Below are 17,933 nucleotides of genomic sequence, written 5' to 3' on the forward strand. Positions count from 1 at the left end.
TATGCCAATTCAGCCGTCGGGGCCTGCGATGCCCTTCCGTCGACTTTGCTCTGCAGCCCGATACGCACTTGTTGCGGTGAGTCACCGTTGCGTCGATGGCTGCAGAGCAAAGTCGGCGCAGGGTGAACCCCGGGAGCTCACGTCACGGTTACCTTCGGTGACGAAAATGCAGTCAGGTGGGCCGCCCCATCGACTCGCTACGCCCCTGATCACACCGGGCCCGGCGAGCAGGCGGACCCTCCCGCGCGGCTGGCCCGAACCCACTGGCCGACCCGTCCAGCGCGGGGCCCGCACCCACCGCCGTTGCACAAAACCTTCGGGTACGCGATGCTCAGCGGCAATGATCGACAAGCACGCGGTCGAGACACCCGATCCACGCCGGGCGGCACCCCGATGACCGGCCGCGACATCGCGTACCGCCGGTTCCGTTTCCCGGCGGACCGGGACGTGGGCCTCGCCGACGGGCTCACCGCGGGGCCGGACGGGCTGGTGCTCGACGGCGCGCCCGGCCGCCTGACCCACACCGATCCGCACTCCGGGACCACCGCCGAGTACGCCGCCGGGAGCTGGACCTCCCCGGTGACGCCACTCGGCTTCGCCGCCGTCGAGCTGGTGCCCTCCTGGACCGCGCACACGCCGGCCGGCTGCTGGCTGCGCGTGGAGCTGCGCGGCTGGGCCGGCGACGCGGCCTCCACCGGCTGGTACGAGCTGGGCCACTGGGCCGCCGACGACAGCGCGGTGCACCGGGCGTCCGTACCCGGGCAGGCGGACGACCGGGCGCGGGTGGCCGCCGACACGCTGCGGGTGACCGGCGCGACGGTGACCGGCTGGCAGGTGCGGGTGACGCTGCTGCGCCGCCTCGACGCGGCGGACGGCCCGGCGCTGCGCACGATCGGCGTGGTCGCCTCCACCGACCCGCCCGGCGTCGGACAACGAGCCGTCGCAAGAACCGATGCCGGCGCGGGCGGCGCGCGAGGGCGGGTGCTGGACGTGCCGCGCTACGCGCAGCGGCTGCACGCCACCGGGGAGACCCGCTGGGGCGGCGGTGGAGACTCCTGGTGCAGCCCCACCTGCGTGTCCATGGTGCTCGACTTCTGGGGCGCGGGCCCCACCCCGGACCGGTACGCCTGGGTGACGCCGCCCGGCCCCCGCCCGCGGGTGGTGCACGCCGCCCGGCACTGCTTCGACCACGCGTACGCCGGAGCGGGGAACTGGCCGTTCAACACCGCGTACGCGGCGACGCACGGGGTGGACGCGTTCGTCACCCGGCTGCGTTCGCTGGCCGAAGCGGAACTGTTCGTGGCCGCCGGCATCCCGCTGATCGTCTCGGCGGCGTTCACCGCCGGGCAGGTGCCGGGGCTGGACTACGACACCCGGGGGCACCTCATCGTGCTGGCCGGCTTCACCGCCGACGGCGATCCGGTGCTGAACGACCCGTACGCGCCGGACGACGAGCGGGTCCGCCGCACCGTGCCGCGCGCGCCGTTCGAGCGCGCCTGGCAGGTGGGCAGCGGCGGCGTCGTGTACGTACTGCGGCCCGAGTCGACGCCCCTGCCGCCGCCACCGGCGCAGGCCAACTGGTGATCAGCGTCCGGCCGGCCAGATCGCCATGCCGCCGGTCGGGCGCAGGCACACCAGCTGCGTACCCGTGTCCGCGCACTCCGACCAGGCGCCGGGCAGGATCCCCCGGATCCGCACCTGCCCGACCGCCACGTCCAGCGCGCCGACGAGCGTCCGGTCCTCGGTGAGCGTGCGCAGCCCGAGCAGCGGCCCGGACGGGAGGTCGTTGCCCGAGACGCGCCAGCGGCCCAGCCGGGCCAGCACCCGGCCGGTCGGCGGGTCCAGCGCCGACAGTTCCAGCTCCTCCCCGACCCCGCGCTCGGCGGCGATCAGCCGGTCGCCGACCGGCCCCATCCCGAGCCACCGCTCGTCGGTCCAGGCCGGGCGGCCGGTGGCCGGATCGAGGGCCTGCGCGCCGCCCACCTGGTTGCGCAGGCACACCATCCCGGCGCAGTCGGCGAACCAGAGTCCGGCGCGGGAGCCGACCGGCAGGCTCCACCGTTCCTCGAGCCGGTCCAGCCCGTACCCGGTGACTGAGCCCCGGGCGTCCTCGACCAGCAGCAGATCGGCCACCACCTGGGCGTACCGGTAGTCGGCGCGGCCGGCCGCGGGCGCCACCCGGCCGGTGTGCGCGACGGTGCCCGCGTCCGCGTCGTACACGGTCACCCGGCCCTGCGGGGTGACCAGGACGAGCTGTGTCACCCCGTGGTCGTCGCGGCGGTACCCCACCTCCTGGCCCGGTACGGGCAGCGTCCACCGCACCGCGCCGGAGGCCGGGTCCACGGCCCGTACAGTGCCCGCGCCGGGCGGGCGGGGGTTCTCCAGCAGCAGCCCGCCGGAGGCGGTCGGGACCGGGTATCCGGGATGCCGCCAGCGCAGCGTGCCGGTCGCCGGGTCGAGCATCGCCGACACCGAGTCACCGTCCCCGGCCGGGCTGCTCGTCACCAGCAGTCCCCCGGCCACTGTGGTGAGGCCGAGCACGTGGTCGCCGTCGGTCAGCGCGAACCGCCACGCCGGTTCCCCGCCGGGCAGCCGGTACGCGGCGACCACCCGCCCGCCCCGGCCGGTCGCGCCGGGGCCGTCGGCCACCACCACCCGGTCCGGCCGCACCACGAACGCCGCGCCCTGCGGGGCGGGAATCCGGATCGGCACGGGCCTGGGCGGCGGACCGGCGGCAGCGTGCACGACGAGCAGCACCAGTACGCCGAGCAGCGCCACCCGGGCCGCCGGGCCGGGCGGCCGGCGGGGCGGCGCGGGTTCCGGCTCGTCGGCGGACTCGCCGTGCCGCATCTCGCCCAGTTCGATCACCGGGCTCACGGCAGCCGCCGCACCACGTAGTCACCTGCGGGCCTGCGGCAGACCAGCAGCGTCACGCCGGTCGTGCAGTCGGTCCCGGTGATCACTCCCCTGATCGGGGGCGGACCGCCGGACAGGTCCATCTCGGCCAGGAGCTGCCGGCCGCCGCCCAGCAGCCGGGTGGCCAGCAGCGGACCGCCGGACCCGTGCTGCGGGGCCAGGGTCCAGCCGCCCAGCTCGGCGATCAGACGCCCGTCGGCCTGGCCGAGCACCGCCAGGCCGCCGGCGCGGATCGCGGTGTCGCCGACGAGCAGCCGGTCGTCGCGCGCCGCCACGACGCGCGCCCACCGGTCCACGCTCCAGCGCACGGCGCCGGTCGCCGGGTCGAGCGCTGTCATCCCGGCGCCCGGCCGGACGGCGCAGAGCAGGGCGCCGCACCTGTCGACGTAGTCGACGAGCTTCTGTTCGACGGTCCAGCGCGGTCGCAGCGTGTCCAGGTCGTACGCCTCGATGAGCCCGCCGCCGATCTCCAGCAGCAGCCCGGCCACGGTCATCACGTGGCGCGGGCCGGGCGGTCGCACCGGGTGCAGGTCCCGGGCCGCGACCCGCGCGCCGGTGCGCGCGTCCACGACCACCACCTGCCCGGTGGCCGGCCACAACAGCATGCGTTCCGTCCCGGAGCCGTAATCGAACCCCAGCATGCCCGTCGAGGGCAGCGTCCACATCGTCCTTCCGTCGGCGGGGTCGACCCGGGTGATCGACGGGCGGGGGTCGGACGCGGCGGACTGCGACAGCAGCACCCGGCCGACCGCGAACGCGACGCCGCGCCGGCGCCAGACGTCCACGCCGGTGGCCGCGTCGTACGTCACCGTCTCCCAGTCCTCGTCGCCGCCGGCCGGGCCGGCCACCATCACCCGGCCGTCCTGCTCCCACACCGACACGGCGGTGCCGATGCCGGGCAGCGGACTGCGCCACAGTTCCCGCCCTTCGCGGTAGGCGACGATCTCCCGCCCGTCACCGCGGTTCGGCCGCACCACGTACACCACGTCGCCGCAGACGAACACGGCCGAGCCCAGGCCGCCGGGCAGCGTCCACTCCGCCGGTCCTCGCGGCGGCGCGGCGGCGGTGAGCGTGAGCAGCGCCAGCAGCAGGAGCGCCAGGGTGCGGGCCGGCCGGCCGACGCTGCGCGGCGGGCGGGGGGCCGCCGGGGGCGGAGCGTCGTGACGCAACTCCCCCAGATCGATGACGGTCACGACCATCCTCTCCCGCGCGCCCGGCCGCCGTCCGGCCGTGACCGGCATTGCCACAATTCGCCTGTACGATGGCGCGTCGTGGCCGTGCCCGTGGTGGACCCCTCGTTGAACCCCTCGTCCGTCGAGACGGACGCCGTCGTGGCCGATCCGCCACGCCGTGCCCGTCGCCGGCCGGCCCGCGCCGATCTGCTGGCCATCGGAGCCTATGTGCTGCTCGGTGTTCTCGTCTGCCTCAACTACTGGGGCGACGTGGAGCACCGGGTCTCCTCGCACCTGCCGACCGACCACAGCTGGTTCGAGTGGCTGTTCGCGCACGGCGCGTACTCGGTGCAGCACCTGGAGAACCCGCTGTTCACCACCCGGCAGAACGCGCCGGACGGGGTGAACATGATGGCGAACACCTCGCTGCTCGGGGTGACGCTGCCGCTTGCGCCACTGACGCTGCTGCTCGGCCCGCAGGTGATGTACGCGCTCTACCTGGGCGCGGCGCTGTCGGCGACCGCCGCCACGTCGTACTGGGTGCTGTCGCGGCACCTGGTCCGGTCCCGGGCCGCCGCGTTCGCCGGTGGCGCGTTCCTCGGCTTCGCGCCGGGCATCGTCCATCACGCGAACGGCCAGCCCAACTTTGTGTCGAACTTCCTCCTGCCGCTGATCGTGGCGCGGGTGCTGCGGCTGGGCGAGCCGGGGCGGTGGCGGCGCAACGGGCTGGCGCTCGGGCTGCTGGTGGCGTACCAGGTCTTCATCAACGAGGAGATGCTGCTGCTCACCGCGCTGGCCTGCCTGGTCGTCGTGGTGGCGTACGCGGTGCAGCGGCCCCGGGCGGCCCGCGAGCGGGCCGGGTCGTTCCTGGCCGCGCTCGGGCTCGGCGGCGGGCTGGCGCTGCTGCTGACCGCGTACCCGATCTGGTTCCAGTTCAACGGGCCGCAGTCCTACCGCGGATTGCAGGGCGGCGTCTTCCACAACTGGGGCGAGGACCTGGTGGCCTTCGTCACGTTCGCCCGGGACACGATCGCCGGTGACGAGGCGGTGGAGAAGACCATCGGGCTGACCGAGCAGAACACCTGGTTCGGCTGGCCGCTGGTGCTGGTGGCGCTGGGCGCGCTGGTGCTGCTGGTCCGCCGGTCGGTGCCGGCCCGGATCCTGGCCGTGCTGGTGGTCGTCTTCACGATCGCCTCGATCGGCCCGGTGGTGCGGTTCAACGGTGTGGAGACCGACGTCGACGGGCCGTGGGCGTACATTCCGGACGACCTGCCGCTGGTCGAGATGATGATGCCGACCCGGTTGAGCCTGGTCGTGGTGGCCGCCGTGGGTGTGCTGCTCGCCCTGGCGTGGGACGCGCTGGCCGGTGCCGGCCGTCCGCCGGTGCCCGCCCCCCGCGCCGCCGCCGACGACAGCACGGACGACGACGGCGACGGGACGGCCGCGCGCGACACGCGCCGCCGGGTGCTGCGGCTGGCCGGGTACGCCGCGATCGTGGCCGCCCTGGTGCCGCTGATCCCGCGTCCGCTGCCGGCGGAGCACATCGACCCGCCGCCGCGCTTCATCACCGCCGGTGGCTGGCGGCCGTACGTGCCGGAGGGCCGCACGCTGGTGCCGGTGCCGATCCCGAGCAACGTGCACGGGCTGCACACGCTGCGCTGGAGCGCGCTGACCGGACACGAGTTCCCGATCCCGGGCGGCTACTTCATCGGCCCCAACGAACGCGGTGAGGGTGTCTTCGGCGCGCCGAACCGCCCCACCAGCACGCTCATCTACTCCACGATGGACGCCAACGTGGTGCCGGAGATCACCGAGGAGAACCGCCGCCAGGCCGTGGACGACCTGCGTTTCTGGCGGGCGTCGGTGGTGGTGCTCGGGTCCGGTCCGCGCGAGGCGGTGCTGCGTGACCTGATGGCCGAGCTACTCGGCCCGCCGCAGCGGGTGGACGACGTGTGGCTCTGGGACGTGCGCGACCGGGTCTGAGCCGGCGTCCCGGTCAGCCGGTCAGCGCCCGGACGTCCCACAGGTGCCCGCCGGGCACGTCCCGGCCGGGGCCGAGAAGTGCGTCCAGCGTGGCGCGTACCGGGTCGGCCGGCGTCGAGTCGGCCTGCACCAGCGCCGCCGCCCGCCAGTGCCGCAGGTCGGCCACCGCCTGCCGGCGTTCCGCGTCGCCGACCGGCGGCACCTGGCCGGTCTCGGCGGCCCGGCGCAGCAGCAGCGACGTGGGCCGGTCCGGCGCGCCCCAGCGGGCGGCCGGGTCGTCCGCCGAGCGCGGGCCGATGAAGTAGCCGCCCGGCGCGTCGAACGCCAGCGCGGTGCGCGCCGACCAGAACATGGCCGGGCTGACCGCCGCCCCGGTCACCGGCGGCACCGGCACCAGCGTGCGGCCCTGCGGCACGTACGCCTGCCAGCCGCCGCCGGACACGACGGCCGGGACCGGCGCGACCGGCACCGTGCGGATCGGGGTCGGCGCCAGCGGCAGCAGCGCGGCGGCGACCGCGCCGGCCCACGGCGCCCAGGCGCGCACGGCGCCGTGCCGGACCCGGTCGACTGCGAGCGCCAGCAGCACCCCGAGCACCGGTACGCACACCAGCGCGAAGCGCGCCGGCACCACCAGGTCCAGCAGCGGCGCCCCGGCGAGCAGGCGGTACGGGCCGGGCAGCCCGGTGTCGTCGCGGTTCACCACCACCGAGGCGCCGAGCGACAGCGCCGCGAACAGCAGGCCGCACGCGGCGAGCGCGCGTACCAGCGGCCGCCGCCACAGCCATACCACGACGAGCAGCGCCAGCAGCGGCAGGAACGGGCCGAAGAACGAGTTCTGCTCGGTCGGGTTCGGCGACAGCAGCCCGGCCCGGTGGGCGTCCCCGGCAACTGTCTGCCGGGCGGAGGCGACGAACGAGACCAGGTCCAGCCGGTAGCCCCCGGTGTGGAACGGCATCCCCCGGTAGTGGCCCGGCCCGGCGAACTGGAACCACAGCGGGTACGCCAGCAGCACGCCCGCCACCAGCGCGCCGACGCCCAGCCGGCGGGCCACCACCGGTACCAGGCGACGCGCGGCGGCCCGGTCGGCGAGCGCGTACGCCCCGGCGAACACCCCGGCGGCCAGCGCCAGGAAGACGAGCACCTCCTCGCCGAGGAACACCTGGTACGCGACGGCCAGCCCGAGCAGCACGCCGTCGCGGCGTACCCGGTCGGTGGCCGGGCGGAACACCAGCGCGAGGATCACCGGCACCAGGAACTGGGCGGCCATGTGCAGGTGCGCGCCGGCCTGCGCCACCATGCCCGGGGCGAAGCCGCAGACCAGGCCGCCCACCGCGGCGGCGGCCCGGGAGCGGACCAGCCGGCGGGCGAGCAGCGCGTACCAGGCGGTGGCGGTGCCGGCGAGGCTGATCGTCACGGCGACGAGGAACGCCGCCTGGGAGCCGAACGCGACGGTGACCGGGGTGAGCGGCACGCCCAGCCCGAGCACCGACGTGTTCGCCATCAGGTTCACCCCGTCCGGGGCGTTCAGCGCGGCGCTGTGCAGCGGGTTCTCGCCGCCGGTGACCGCGCGGGCCGCCCGGGCCAGCATCCACTCGAACAGGATCTGGTCGCCGGCCTGGTGGAACAGCCGTTCCGGGCGGCGCCACTGGTCGCTGGTGAGCAGCACCGCGAGCGCGAGGTAGCCGGCCACCACCAGCGCGTCGACCGGCCGGCGGCGGGGCGCGGGCGCGGGAGCGGGCTGCTCGGGTGCGGTCAGGCGGGCCGGCTGGTCAGTTTCCGCACGTCCCACAGCCACACGTCCAGCTCCTGCCGTCCGGGCCCGACCAGTTGCTCCACCGTGCGGCGCAGCGGCTCGGCGTTCTGCTCGGCCAGCGGCAGCACCACCACCGCCGCGTTCCAGTGCCGCAGCTCGTCCAGGTAGCGGCGGCGCTGCCGGTCGTCGAGCTTCGGCGTCCGGCCGGTGGACGACACCTCCCGCAGCATCTCGCCGATGCCGCTGGGCCGCCCGCCGAAGCGTCCCGGGTCTCCGGTGACGCCGTTGCGCGGGGCGAGGAAGTAGCCGCCGGGGATCTTGAAGTCGAGGTTGGTGCTGGCCGCCCAGCGCATCGGGTCGGTGTTGCCCATCGCCGGCACCGGCACGGACACGAGCGTCTGGTCCGGGCCGACGTACTGCCGCCACCGGTCGGCGGTGATGAACTCCGGCACCGGCTCCCGGGTGGTGACCCGCAACGGCATCGGCGCGATCGGCAGCAGCGCGAGGATCAGGCCGGCGGCGGTGAGCTTGCGGGCCGTCCGCCGGTCCACGCCCCGCAGCGCCCAGGCGCGGCGCACCGCGTACGCGAGCAGGATCGCCACCGTCACGCTGGTGATCAGGCCGAAGCGGGTGGGCACCACGGCGTCCAGCAGCGGCAGCCGCACCAGGAACTCCCACGGCCCGGTGACGAGTTCCCGGTCCCACCAGGAGATCCGCTCGCCGAGGGAGAGCACGGCGAAGAACAGCCCGGTCGCGGCCAGCGCCCGGACGATCACGTCACGCCGCAGCCAGATCACGATGCCCACGGCAATCAGCGACAGGCTCCAGCCGAAGAACGCGTTCTCCTCCGAGTAGTTCGGGGCGAGGTTGACGTTGGCGCGCTCGTTGCCGCCGAACGTGGGCGAGCCGGGGGCGAAGTACGCGGCGATGTCGTTGCCGTAGTCGCGTACCGCGTCGCTGAGCCCGTGGTACGCCATCGGGCCGGCGAACTGCACATACAGCGGGTACGCCAGCAGCGCGCCGGCCAGCGCCGCGCAGACCGCCAGCCCGGCGCCGAGCGGACGCCACGCGGTCGTCCACCGCTCGCGCTGCTGCACCACCACGGCGATCAGGAACACGCCCAGCGCGAGCGCGGTGAAGAGCAGGATCTCCTCGTTGATGAACGCCTGCGCGGTGACCAGCAGCGCCAGCAGCACGCCGTCGCGCACCGGCCGGGTCGAGCGGGTCAGCACCAGCACCCGCCACACGATGAACGGCAGCAGGAACTGGCTGATGATGTTCGGATGCCAGTTGGCGTGCGACAGCATGGCCGGCGAGAACCCGCAGAACCAGGCCGCCACGGCGGCGGCCGGGCGGTGCCGGATCACGTGCCGGGACAGCACCCGGTACCAGGCGGCGGCGGTGCCGGCCAGGCCGAGCGTGACCAGCGTGACGAACGAGACCGCCGGTCCGAACAGGAGGGTCACCGGCACCATCGGGATGCCGAGCGCCAGGATGGCGGTGTTCGCCATCAGGTTGACGCCGTCGGGGTAGTTGAACTGCTCGGTGAAGAACGGGAACTCGCCGTGCAGCACCACCCGTACCGAGTGGGCCAGGAAGAACTGCACCTGCGCCGGGTCACTGCTGTAGAGCGCGGCCACCCGCCCGGCCGGGTCGGCCCAGATGCCGCTGGTCACCCAGATCGCGGCGAGCAGGAATCCGCCGTACACGATGAGGTCGATCCGGCGGCGGGTCCACCGCCACCGGCGCACGCGCCGCGCGCCCGGCGTGGCCGGCGCCTCGGGCTCGGCCGGCGGTTGCGGAGGTGTCGTGGTCGCCGGCTCCGGCTCGGCGACGGTGACCGGTGGTGGATCAAGGGTGACGGAGCGGTGGCCCGTCGGGGCGGCGGCGTCCGGCGTCGAGGCGCCGCGGGTCTCGGCAGGCGTCACAATCGGCGGAGTCTACCGGAGCCGGATATTGATACCCGAATCGCCCGTCACGTTCCGCAGTGGTCACTCGACCGAAAGGGTGAGCCGGGCGCGGCCGGGTGGCGGGCCGTCTCGTACCATGTGGGCTTCCGACCGACGACCGGCGAGGGGATCAGGGTGCTTTCAGCCCGCCGAAGCGCTACGACGGGCACCGCGCTGGCAGCTCTGCTGCTGGTCACCGCGGGTTGCGGACCGATCGCGGACCGGAAGCCGGCGGACCTGCGGGTCGGCTACGACAGCCTGGACGGCAACCTCGCGGTGTGGCCGCCGCGCGGCAGCCTGGCCGGCGACGCGGCGGCGACCGCCGCGATCACCACAGCGGTACGCGAGTGGCGCTCCCCGGTGGACGACCGGGTACACGTGCCCACCTCCGGCATCCTCTTCTCCGGTCAGGTGGCCGGCTCCGCGCTGGCGCTGGTCGCCGCCGATGTCCCCGGTGACGCCGCCTCCTGGCTGCTGCAACTCGACCGGGACGGGCAGCGCTGGCGGGTGGCCCACGCCACCGAGTACACCGATCCCGGCTACCTGGTCTACTCCGACGTGCTGCCGGTGCGCGACCCGGACGGCCGCCGCTACCTCACCTCGGCCCGCGTCGCACGCCTGCTCGGCCCCGACGGCAAGGCCGTCGCCAGCACCGACGGCGTCACCGAGCCGGTCGCCGTGCCGGACTGCCGGGCCGTCGAGCTGACCGCGGCGCTGCGGCCCACGACGTCACTGCCGCGCGGCAAGGCCGCGGACCGCGTCCTCGACCTGGGTACGGCCACCGAAGCGCCCCGCTACCCCCTGGTACGCGACGACACGGGCGCCGGGAAGCGCGCGCTGACCGGGCTGGACACCTGCGTGCTGGCCGGTGAGCGGGGCCCGTTCGGCAGTGTGCCGCGCCGCATCGGCGACCGGGACGCGCCCCGTTCCGCGCCGGAGTCCTGGCCGATGGCGAAGATCGCCACCCGTTCGCTCGGTTCGGTGGCGCTCGGCGACGGGGAGCCGGGCGAGTTGGAACAGTTGAGCTGGGACAGTCCCAGCGGGACGATGACCGCGGTGGTCTACCGGCCCGCGGACGGCGGCACGCCGGTGGTCTCCCCCGCCGACCGGTCCACCACGCTCCAGGCGTACCACCTGCCGATGCCCGGCCGGCCGCTGGCGGTGCTGAGCTGGCGTACGGGCGAGGTGTCGTTCTCCGCCCCGCCCGGCACCACCCGCCTGGTGGACCGTCCCGGCCTGGTGGTCGTCGAGCACACCGACCAGCGGCAGACGTTCAGCCTGGCCGGCACCGAGAAGACCTGGTACCGCTCCCTCCCCACCCCGTAACCCCCGCCCCGCCGCCCACCCCGTCGATCATGAACTTGACGGCGACAAACCGGACACCAATCCCCGCCAACCTCATGATCACCCCGGGCGCCCCCGCCCGGCGATCTTGCGGTTGCGGCCCTCCCTTATCGGGCGAAGCCGACATCAGGAGGGCCGCAAGTGCAAGATCGACGCGCAGACCGGGCGGCGCGCAGGAGAGCGGGGTCAGCTCTGGGCTCGGGCCCCGTTCGTGGCCGGGTCGACCGGGGTGGCGTCGAGGCTGGAGATCCAGCCGGTGACGTCGCGTGCCACGTCCTGCGCGGTGAGCCGCAGGTCGGCCAGGATCTGCGCGCGGCTGCCGTGCGGGTGCCAGTCGGCCGGCACGCCCATGTCCTTGACCGGTACGCGGACGTCCGCGTCGCGCATCGCCTGAGCCAGCGCGGAGCCGACGCCGCCGATGCGTACGCCGTCCTCCACGGTGACCACGAGCCGGTGCGCGGACGCCAGCTCGACCAGTTCGGCCGGCACCGGGCGCACCCAGCGCGGGTCGACCACAGTCACGCCGTACCCCTGCTCGGCGACCCGGGCGGCGACCTCGACACCGAGGCCGGCGAACGAGCCGACCGCCACCAGCAGCACGTCGGTACGCGCCGACTCGGCCAGCACGTCGACCGGGCCGACCCGGCGTACGGCCGGCAGGTCGGCGGCGACGGTGCCGGTCGGGAAGCGCAGGATGGTCGGGCCGTCGTCCACGGCGATCGCCTCGCGCAGCTCCTCACGCAGCGTGGCCGAGTCGCGGGGCGCGGCGATCCGCAGGCCGGGCACCACGCCGAAGACCGACATGTCCCAGATGCCGTAGTGGCTGGGCCCGTCCGGGCCGGTGATGCCGGCGCGGTCCAGCACGAACGTGACGGGCAGCTTGTGCATCGCCACGTCCAGCAGGACCTGGTCGAACGCGCGGTTGAGGAACGTGGCGTAGACCGCCACCACCGGATGCAACCCGCCCATGGCGAGGCCGGCGGCGGAGGTGGCGGCGTGCTGCTCGGCGATGCCCACGTCGTAGACCCGCTCCGGGTACTTGCGGGCGAGCGTGGCGATGCCGGTGGGCTCGGCCATGGCGGCGGTGATGCCGACCACGTCGGGCCGCTCGTCGGCGATCGCGACCAGCTCGTCGGCGAAGACGTTGGTCCACTTCACCGACGGCACGGCGAGCAGCTTGCCGGTCTCGGCGTCGAACGCGCCGGGGCCGTGCAGGCAGTCGGCCTCGTCGTCCTCGGCGGGACGGTAGCCGTAGCCCTTGCGGGTGACCGCGTGCACGATCACCGGGCCGCCGAAGTTCTTGGCCGCGCGCAGCGCCGCCTCGACGGCCGGCACGTCGTGGCCGTCGACCGGGCCGACGTACTTGATGCCGAGGTCCTCGAACATGGCCTGCGGGGCGACCGCGTCCTTGATGCCCTTCTTGACCGCGTGCAGCACCTCGTACATCGGCTTGCCGACGAACGGGGTGTTGCCCAGCGCGTCCTTGACCGTGTCGAGCACCTTCTCGTAGCCGGGGTTGAGCCGCAGCGACGACAGGTGGTCGGCGAGGCCACCGATGGTCGGCGAGTAGGACCGGCCGTTGTCGTTCACGACGATCACCAGCGGGTTGCCGGCGGTGGCGATGTTGTTCAGCGCCTCCCAGCACATGCCGCCGGTGAGCGCGCCGTCGCCGACCACGGCGACCACGGAGCGCTTCTCGCCGCGCAGCGCGTACGCCTTGGCGAGGCCGTCGGCGTACGACAGGGCGGTGGAGGCGTGCGAGTTCTCGATCAGGTCGTGCTCGCTCTCCGCCTGGCTGGGGTAGCCGGAGAGGCCACCGCGCTGGCGGAGCTTGTCGAAGCCCTCCTGCCGGCCGGTGAGGATCTTGTGTACGTACGCCTGGTGGCCGGTGTCGAAGAGGAGCCGGTCGCGGGGGGAGTCGAAGACCCGGTGCATCGCCAGGGTCAGCTCGACCACACCCAGGTTGGGGCCGACGTGGCCGCCGGTGCGGGAGACCTTGGCGATCAGGAAGTCACGGATCTCGGCGGCGAGGATGTCCAGCTGCTCGGCGGTCATCCGCTTCACGTCCTGCGGGCCGCGGACGGTGCCCAGCAGCCGACCGTGGTTGGCCGTGCCCTCTTCAACACTCATGACCGGAGAGTCTATCGGCCGCGCGACAGTCCGCAGCCCGGCCGTGCATCGACCCAGGTCAGGCGTCGACCACCAGCCGCCGGGGCGCGGGTGGGCGCGGCGCGGCGGCGGACGGGCCGGCCGGCGTCCAGGAGCCGAGCACGGTGGCCCGGGAAGCGCCGGTCACCGACGGCACCGCGCCCGGCAGGCCGTGCCAGGACAGCCAGCCGAGCAGCGCGAACGCGTACGCCTCCTTGGCCTGGGCGGGTACGCCCAGCTCGTCGGTGGTGCGCAGCCGCCAGCGTCCCACGCCCAGCGCGGCCAGCCGCGCCCGGAGTGTGGGATTGCGCACTCCCCCGCCGGCGGCCACCACCTCGGTGACCCGGTGCCGGTCGCAGGCGTCGGCCACCGTGCGGGCGGTCAGCTCGGTGAGCGTGGCCAGCACGTCGTCGGCGGCTACCGGCTCGCCGAGCGCGGCCAGCGCGGCGTCCAGGTAGCCGCCGTGGAACAGCTCCTTGCCGGTGGACTTGGGCGGCGGCGCGGCGTAGTACGGCTCGGCGAGCAGCCGGGCCAGCAGCGCCTCGTGCACCCGCCCGGCCGCGGCCCGCGCTCCGTCGACGTCGCAGGGCCGGTCCAGGAAGCGCCGGGCGGCGGCGTCCAGCAGCGCGTTGGCCGGGCCCACGTCGTACCCGAGGACGGGCGTGCCGGGCGCGACCACGGTGAGGTTCGCGATCCCGCCGAGATTCAACGCCGCTCGTGGGCCGGCAGCCGGGTCGAGCAGCAGCGCGTCGAACGCCGGGACCAGCGGCGCGCCCTGGCCGCCGGCCGCCACGTCCGCCGAGCGCAGGTCGTGCAGCACCGGTACGCCCACCCGGGCGGCCACCCGGGCCGGCGCGCCGAGCTGGAGCGTGCCGCGCACCCGGCCCGCCTCGACCCAGTGGAAGACCGTCTGCCCGGGCGACACGACCGCGTCGGCAGCGCCCCCGGCCAGCTCGACGCCGGCCGCCGCCGCCTCGGCGAACACCTCGCCGAGGCGGTTGTCCAGCCGGCAGACCGCCTCGATGGTGGTGGCCGCCGGGGGCAGCAGCGCGCCGATCTCGGCCCGCAGGTCGTCCGGGTACGCCAGTTCGCGGTGCCCGAGCGGCCGCAGCCGCAGCGTGTCGCCGGCGGCGGTGAACTCGGCGGCCACCACGTCCACGCCGTCGTAGGACGTGCCCGACATCAGCCCGACGATGCGCAAGGAAGGGCCCCTTCTTAACGGATCCGGTAGCAAAAGGGCCCCTTCTTAACGCGCAGGGCCGGGGCCGTGCGCGGGCAGGAACAGGCCGACCAGCTCCACGTGCTGGGTCATCGGGAACAGGTCGTACCCGCGCAACTCGGCCAGCCGCCACCCCGCCTCGCGGAACGTGCGGACGTCCCGGGCGAAGGCGGCCGGGTCGCACGCCACGTACGCGACCGCGCGCGGCCCGGCGGCCACCACGTCGCGGACCACCGGCGCGCCCGCGCCGGAGCGCGGCGGGTCGAGCACCACCAGGTCGACCGGGCCGGTGATCCGGCGCCGGGCCAGCGCGGTCTCCACCCGCGCCGCGACCACCTCGACGCCGCGCAGGTCGGCGAGGTTCTCCCGGGCCGCGGCCACGCCGTCCGGCGCGGACTCGACGAGCGTCACCCGGGCCCCGTCGACCCGTTCGGCGAGCGCGGCGGCGAACAGCCCGGCGCCGCCGTACAGGTCCCAGGCCGTCTCGCCCGGTTGCGGGTCGAGCAGGTCGAGCACCGCGCCGGTCAGCGCGTCCGCCGCCGCCGGGTGCACCTGCCAGAACCCGGAGGCGGGCAGCGTGAAGGACCGCCCGGCCGCCGTCTCCCGGACCCGCTCCGGCCCGCTCACCGCCGTCGGAACCCCCTCGGCGTACGCGACCACGGCGACGTCCCCGCCGGTGCTGGCGACGGTCTCCACCGCGTCGGCGTCGGGCCAGCGGGCGCCGGTCGGCGGGAGCACCGGCAGCTCTTGGATCGCCGGGTGCGCGATCAGGCACCGCTCGATCGGCACCACCTCGTGCGAGCGGTGCTTGAGCAGCCCGGCCCGCCCGGCCGCGTCGACCGCGTACCGGACCCGGGAACGCCAGCCCAGCGGCCCGCCGGGCAGCGCCTCGACGCGTACGCCGAGCGCGTCGATCTGCTCCGCGGTGAGGCCGCCCAGCCGGGTGAGCTGCTCGCGCACCACGGCGAGCTTCCAGTCGAGCTGGGCGGCCGGGGCGACGTGCTGGAGGTCGCAGCCGCCGCACCGGCCCGGCCGGGCGTACGGGCACGGCGGGGTGACCCGGTCCGGTGCGGCGTCCAGGATCTCCACCGCGTCGGCGCGGGCGAAGCCCCGGTGCAGCTCGGTCACCTCGGCGATCACCCGCTCGCCGGGCAGCGCGTGCCGGACGAAGACCACCTGCCCGCCGACGCGGGCCACGCAGTGCCCGCCCGGCGCGACCGCGTCGACTGTCAGCTCGACCCGCTCGGCCTCCTCCAGCCCGGGGCGTTCCGCCGTCGGCACCGGACCGGGACGCTCGTCGGCGCTCACGGCCGCTCCTCCCGCTCGGCGGAGGGCGCGGACGGCGTGGAGGGCGCGGACGGCGCGGACGGGGTGGACGCCACCGGCGGCGGCAGCGTGCTCTGCGGCGCCACCCGGGGGCCGCGCGCCGGACCCCGGCTGAGCGTGGCGTCCAGCCGGTCCAGGTTCTTGCTGGCGGTGGAGGCGAGCTGCCACGGCACGCTCGTCACCATCACGCCCGGCTCGAACAGCAGCCGCCCCTTGAGCCGCAGCGCGCTCTGGTTGTGCAGCAGGTTCTCCCACCAGCGCCCCACCACGTACTCGGGAATGAAGACGGTGACCACGTCGCGCGGCGACTCCCGGCGCACCGACGCGACGAAGTTGAGGATCGGCCGGGTGATCTCCCGGTACGGGGAGTCGATCACGGTGAGCGGCACCGGCAGCTCGCGGCGCTCCCAGTCGGCCTGCAGTTCCCGGGTGTCCTGCTCGTCCACGTTCACGGTGACCGCGGTGAGCGTGTCCGGCCGGGTCGCCCGCGCGTACGCGACCGCCCGCAGCGTCGGCTTGTGCAGCTTGCTGACCAGCACGATGGCGTGGTTGCGGGCGGGCAGCACGCCCCGCTGCTCGGTCGGCTCCAGCTCCTCCGCGACCCGGTCGTAGTGCCGGCGGATGCCGAGCATCACCACGTACATCACCGCCATCGCGACGATCGCGATCCACGCCCCGAGCAGGAACTTCGTGGCCAGCACGATGACCAGCACCACGCCGGTCATCACCATGCCGAACGTGTTGATCGCCCGGGAGCGCAGCATCCGGCGGCGCGCCTCCGGGTCCCGCTCGTTGCGAAGGTGCCGGTTCCAGTGCCGGATCATGCCGGCCTGGGAGAGCGTGAACGAGACGAACACCCCGACGATGTAGAGCTGGATGAGCTTGGTCACCTCGGCCTGGAAGCCGATGATCAGCACCACCGCGAAGACGGCCAGGAAGAGGATGCCGTTGGAGAACGCCAGCCGGTCGCCTCGGGTGTGCAGCTGGCGCGGCAGGTAGCGGTCCTGCGCCAGGATCGAGCCGAGCACCGGGAAGCCGTTGAAGGCGGTGTTGGCGGCCAGGAACAGGATCAGCGCGGTCATCCCGGCGACCACGTAGAGCAGCACCGAGCCGCCGCCGAACACGGTCTCCCCGAGCTGCACGGTCACCGTCTTCTGCACGTAGTCGACCGGGCCGGAGACGATCTGCGTCCTCGGGTCCTCGACGAACTGCAGGCCGGTGAGCCGGGACAGCCAGATGATGCCGACCAGCATGGTGACCGCGATGCCGCCGAGCAACAGCAGCGTGGTCGCCGCGTTCTTCGACTTCGGGGCCTTGAAGGCGGGTACGCCGTTGGAGATCGCCTCCACGCCGGTGAGCGCCGCGCAGCCCGACGAGAACGTGCGCAGCAGCAGGAACACCAGCGCGAACCCGGTGACGCTGTGCTCGGCCTGGATCTCCAGGCCGGCGCTCGGCGCGCGCAGGTCGTCGCCGAGCACGAAGACGCGGACCAGCCCCGTCAGCAGCATGCCGCCGATGACGATCACGAAGCCGTACGTGGGGATGGCGAAGGCGGTGCCGGACTCGCGCAGGCCGCGCAGGTTGATCGCGGTGAGCAGCACCACCGCGCTGACCGCGATGAGCACCTTGTGGGTGGCCACGAACGGCACCACCGAGCCGAGGTTCGCCACGCCGGAGGAGACCGAGACGGCGACGGTGAGCACGTAGTCGACGAGCAGCGCGCTCGCCACCGCCAGGCCGGCCTTGGGACCGAGGTTGACCGTCGCGACCTCGTAGTCGCCGCCGCCGGAGGGGTAGGCGTGCACGTTCTGCCGGTAGCTCGCCACCACCGTCAGCATGACCACGACCACCGCGAGCGCGACCCACGGCGAGAAGAAGAACGCCGAGGCGCCGGCGATGGACAGCGTCAGGAGGATCTCGTCCGGCGCGTACGCCACGCTGGAGAGCGCGTCGGAGGCGAAGACCGGCAACGCGATGCGCTTCGGCAGCAGCGTGTGCTGCAGGCGGTCGGACCGGAACGGTCGACCGAGGAGGAGTCGCTTCAGCAGCGAGGTGGGTCGGGCCACAACCGCCAAGCGTACGACCACCTGGTGCCGGGCGCGGGGGTGGTCGATCTCCGGCCT

11 protein-coding genes are annotated in these 17,933 nt (G+C 74.6%); 3 read left to right on the forward strand and 8 right to left on the reverse strand.

Annotated elements, in window-relative coordinates:
- The first annotated feature begins 393 nt into the window (after positions 1-393).
- Positions 394-1,584 carry a peptidase C39 family protein gene (locus KBX43_RS21110; RefSeq protein WP_064447151.1) on the forward strand — a complete coding sequence of 397 codons (1,191 nt, stop codon included), beginning with the start codon at positions 394-396 and terminating at the stop codon, positions 1,582-1,584.
- Here KBX43_RS21110 and KBX43_RS21115 read toward each other — a convergent pair whose 3' ends face one another.
- Together KBX43_RS21115 and KBX43_RS21120 are read right to left on the reverse strand one after the other, a co-directional pair.
- Positions 1,585-2,877, reverse strand: a complete 1,293-nt coding sequence (locus tag KBX43_RS21115; RefSeq protein ID WP_210886781.1) for a PQQ-binding-like beta-propeller repeat protein — start codon at positions 2,875-2,877, stop codon at positions 1,585-1,587.
- A complete protein-coding gene (locus tag KBX43_RS21120) occupies positions 2,874-4,109 on the reverse strand; it encodes a PQQ-binding-like beta-propeller repeat protein (RefSeq protein ID WP_210886784.1) in 1,236 nt (411 codons plus the stop codon). The genes KBX43_RS21115 and KBX43_RS21120 overlap by 4 nt, the downstream gene beginning before the upstream one ends.
- Positions 4,110-4,202: 93 nt before the next feature.
- On the opposite strand from KBX43_RS21120, the gene KBX43_RS21125 reads away from it, so the two are divergent.
- Positions 4,203-6,071 carry a hypothetical protein gene (locus tag KBX43_RS21125; RefSeq protein WP_210886837.1) on the forward strand — a complete coding sequence of 623 codons (1,869 nt, stop codon included), beginning with the start codon at positions 4,203-4,205 and terminating at the stop codon, positions 6,069-6,071.
- Positions 6,072-6,084: 13 nt separating this feature from the next.
- Here KBX43_RS21125 and KBX43_RS21130 read toward each other — a convergent pair whose 3' ends face one another.
- Positions 6,085-7,866, reverse strand: coding sequence for a hypothetical protein (locus tag KBX43_RS21130; protein ID WP_210886787.1), 1,782 nt, complete (start codon positions 7,864-7,866; stop codon positions 6,085-6,087).
- The gene (locus KBX43_RS32130) at positions 7,824-9,575 is read right to left on the reverse strand and encodes a hypothetical protein (RefSeq protein ID WP_307851563.1); all 1,752 of its coding nucleotides are present in this window, start codon (positions 9,573-9,575) and stop codon (positions 7,824-7,826) included. Before KBX43_RS32130 ends, KBX43_RS21130 begins: the two co-directional genes overlap by 43 nt.
- A gap of 333 nt (positions 9,576-9,908) precedes the next feature.
- On the opposite strand from KBX43_RS32130, the gene KBX43_RS21140 reads away from it, so the two are divergent.
- Complete coding sequence (locus KBX43_RS21140) at positions 9,909-11,099, forward strand: hypothetical protein (protein ID WP_043330528.1); 1,191 nt, start codon at positions 9,909-9,911, stop codon at positions 11,097-11,099.
- Between the two features lie 204 nt (positions 11,100-11,303).
- On the opposite strand, the gene dxs is transcribed toward KBX43_RS21140, so the two are convergent.
- Genes dxs through KBX43_RS21160 form a run of 4 tightly spaced genes read right to left on the reverse strand, consistent with a single transcriptional unit; the run spans position 11,304 to position 17,876 of the window.
- On the reverse strand, positions 11,304-13,247 hold the full coding sequence (gene dxs / locus KBX43_RS21145; RefSeq protein ID WP_210886794.1) for a 1-deoxy-D-xylulose-5-phosphate synthase: 1,944 nt from the start codon (positions 13,245-13,247) through the stop codon (positions 11,304-11,306).
- 58 nt (positions 13,248-13,305) lie between these two features.
- On the reverse strand, positions 13,306-14,499 hold the full coding sequence (locus tag KBX43_RS21150; protein WP_307851562.1) for an anhydro-N-acetylmuramic acid kinase: 1,194 nt from the start codon (positions 14,497-14,499) through the stop codon (positions 13,306-13,308).
- A 12-nt stretch (positions 14,500-14,511) separates the two neighbouring features.
- Positions 14,512-15,792: a class I SAM-dependent RNA methyltransferase gene (locus tag KBX43_RS21155; RefSeq protein WP_210886802.1), complete on the reverse strand. Its 1,281-nt coding sequence runs from the start codon at positions 15,790-15,792 to the stop codon at positions 14,512-14,514.
- On the reverse strand, positions 15,789-17,876 hold the full coding sequence (locus KBX43_RS21160; RefSeq protein WP_043325667.1) for an APC family permease: 2,088 nt from the start codon (positions 17,874-17,876) through the stop codon (positions 15,789-15,791). Before KBX43_RS21160 ends, KBX43_RS21155 begins: the two co-directional genes overlap by 4 nt.
- Between the last annotated feature and the right edge of the window lie 57 nt (positions 17,877-17,933).

It is taken from the genome of Micromonospora sp. C41 (genome assembly GCF_018070485.1).
Taxonomy (GTDB): Bacteria; Actinomycetota; Actinomycetes; order Mycobacteriales; family Micromonosporaceae; genus Micromonospora; species Micromonospora chalcea.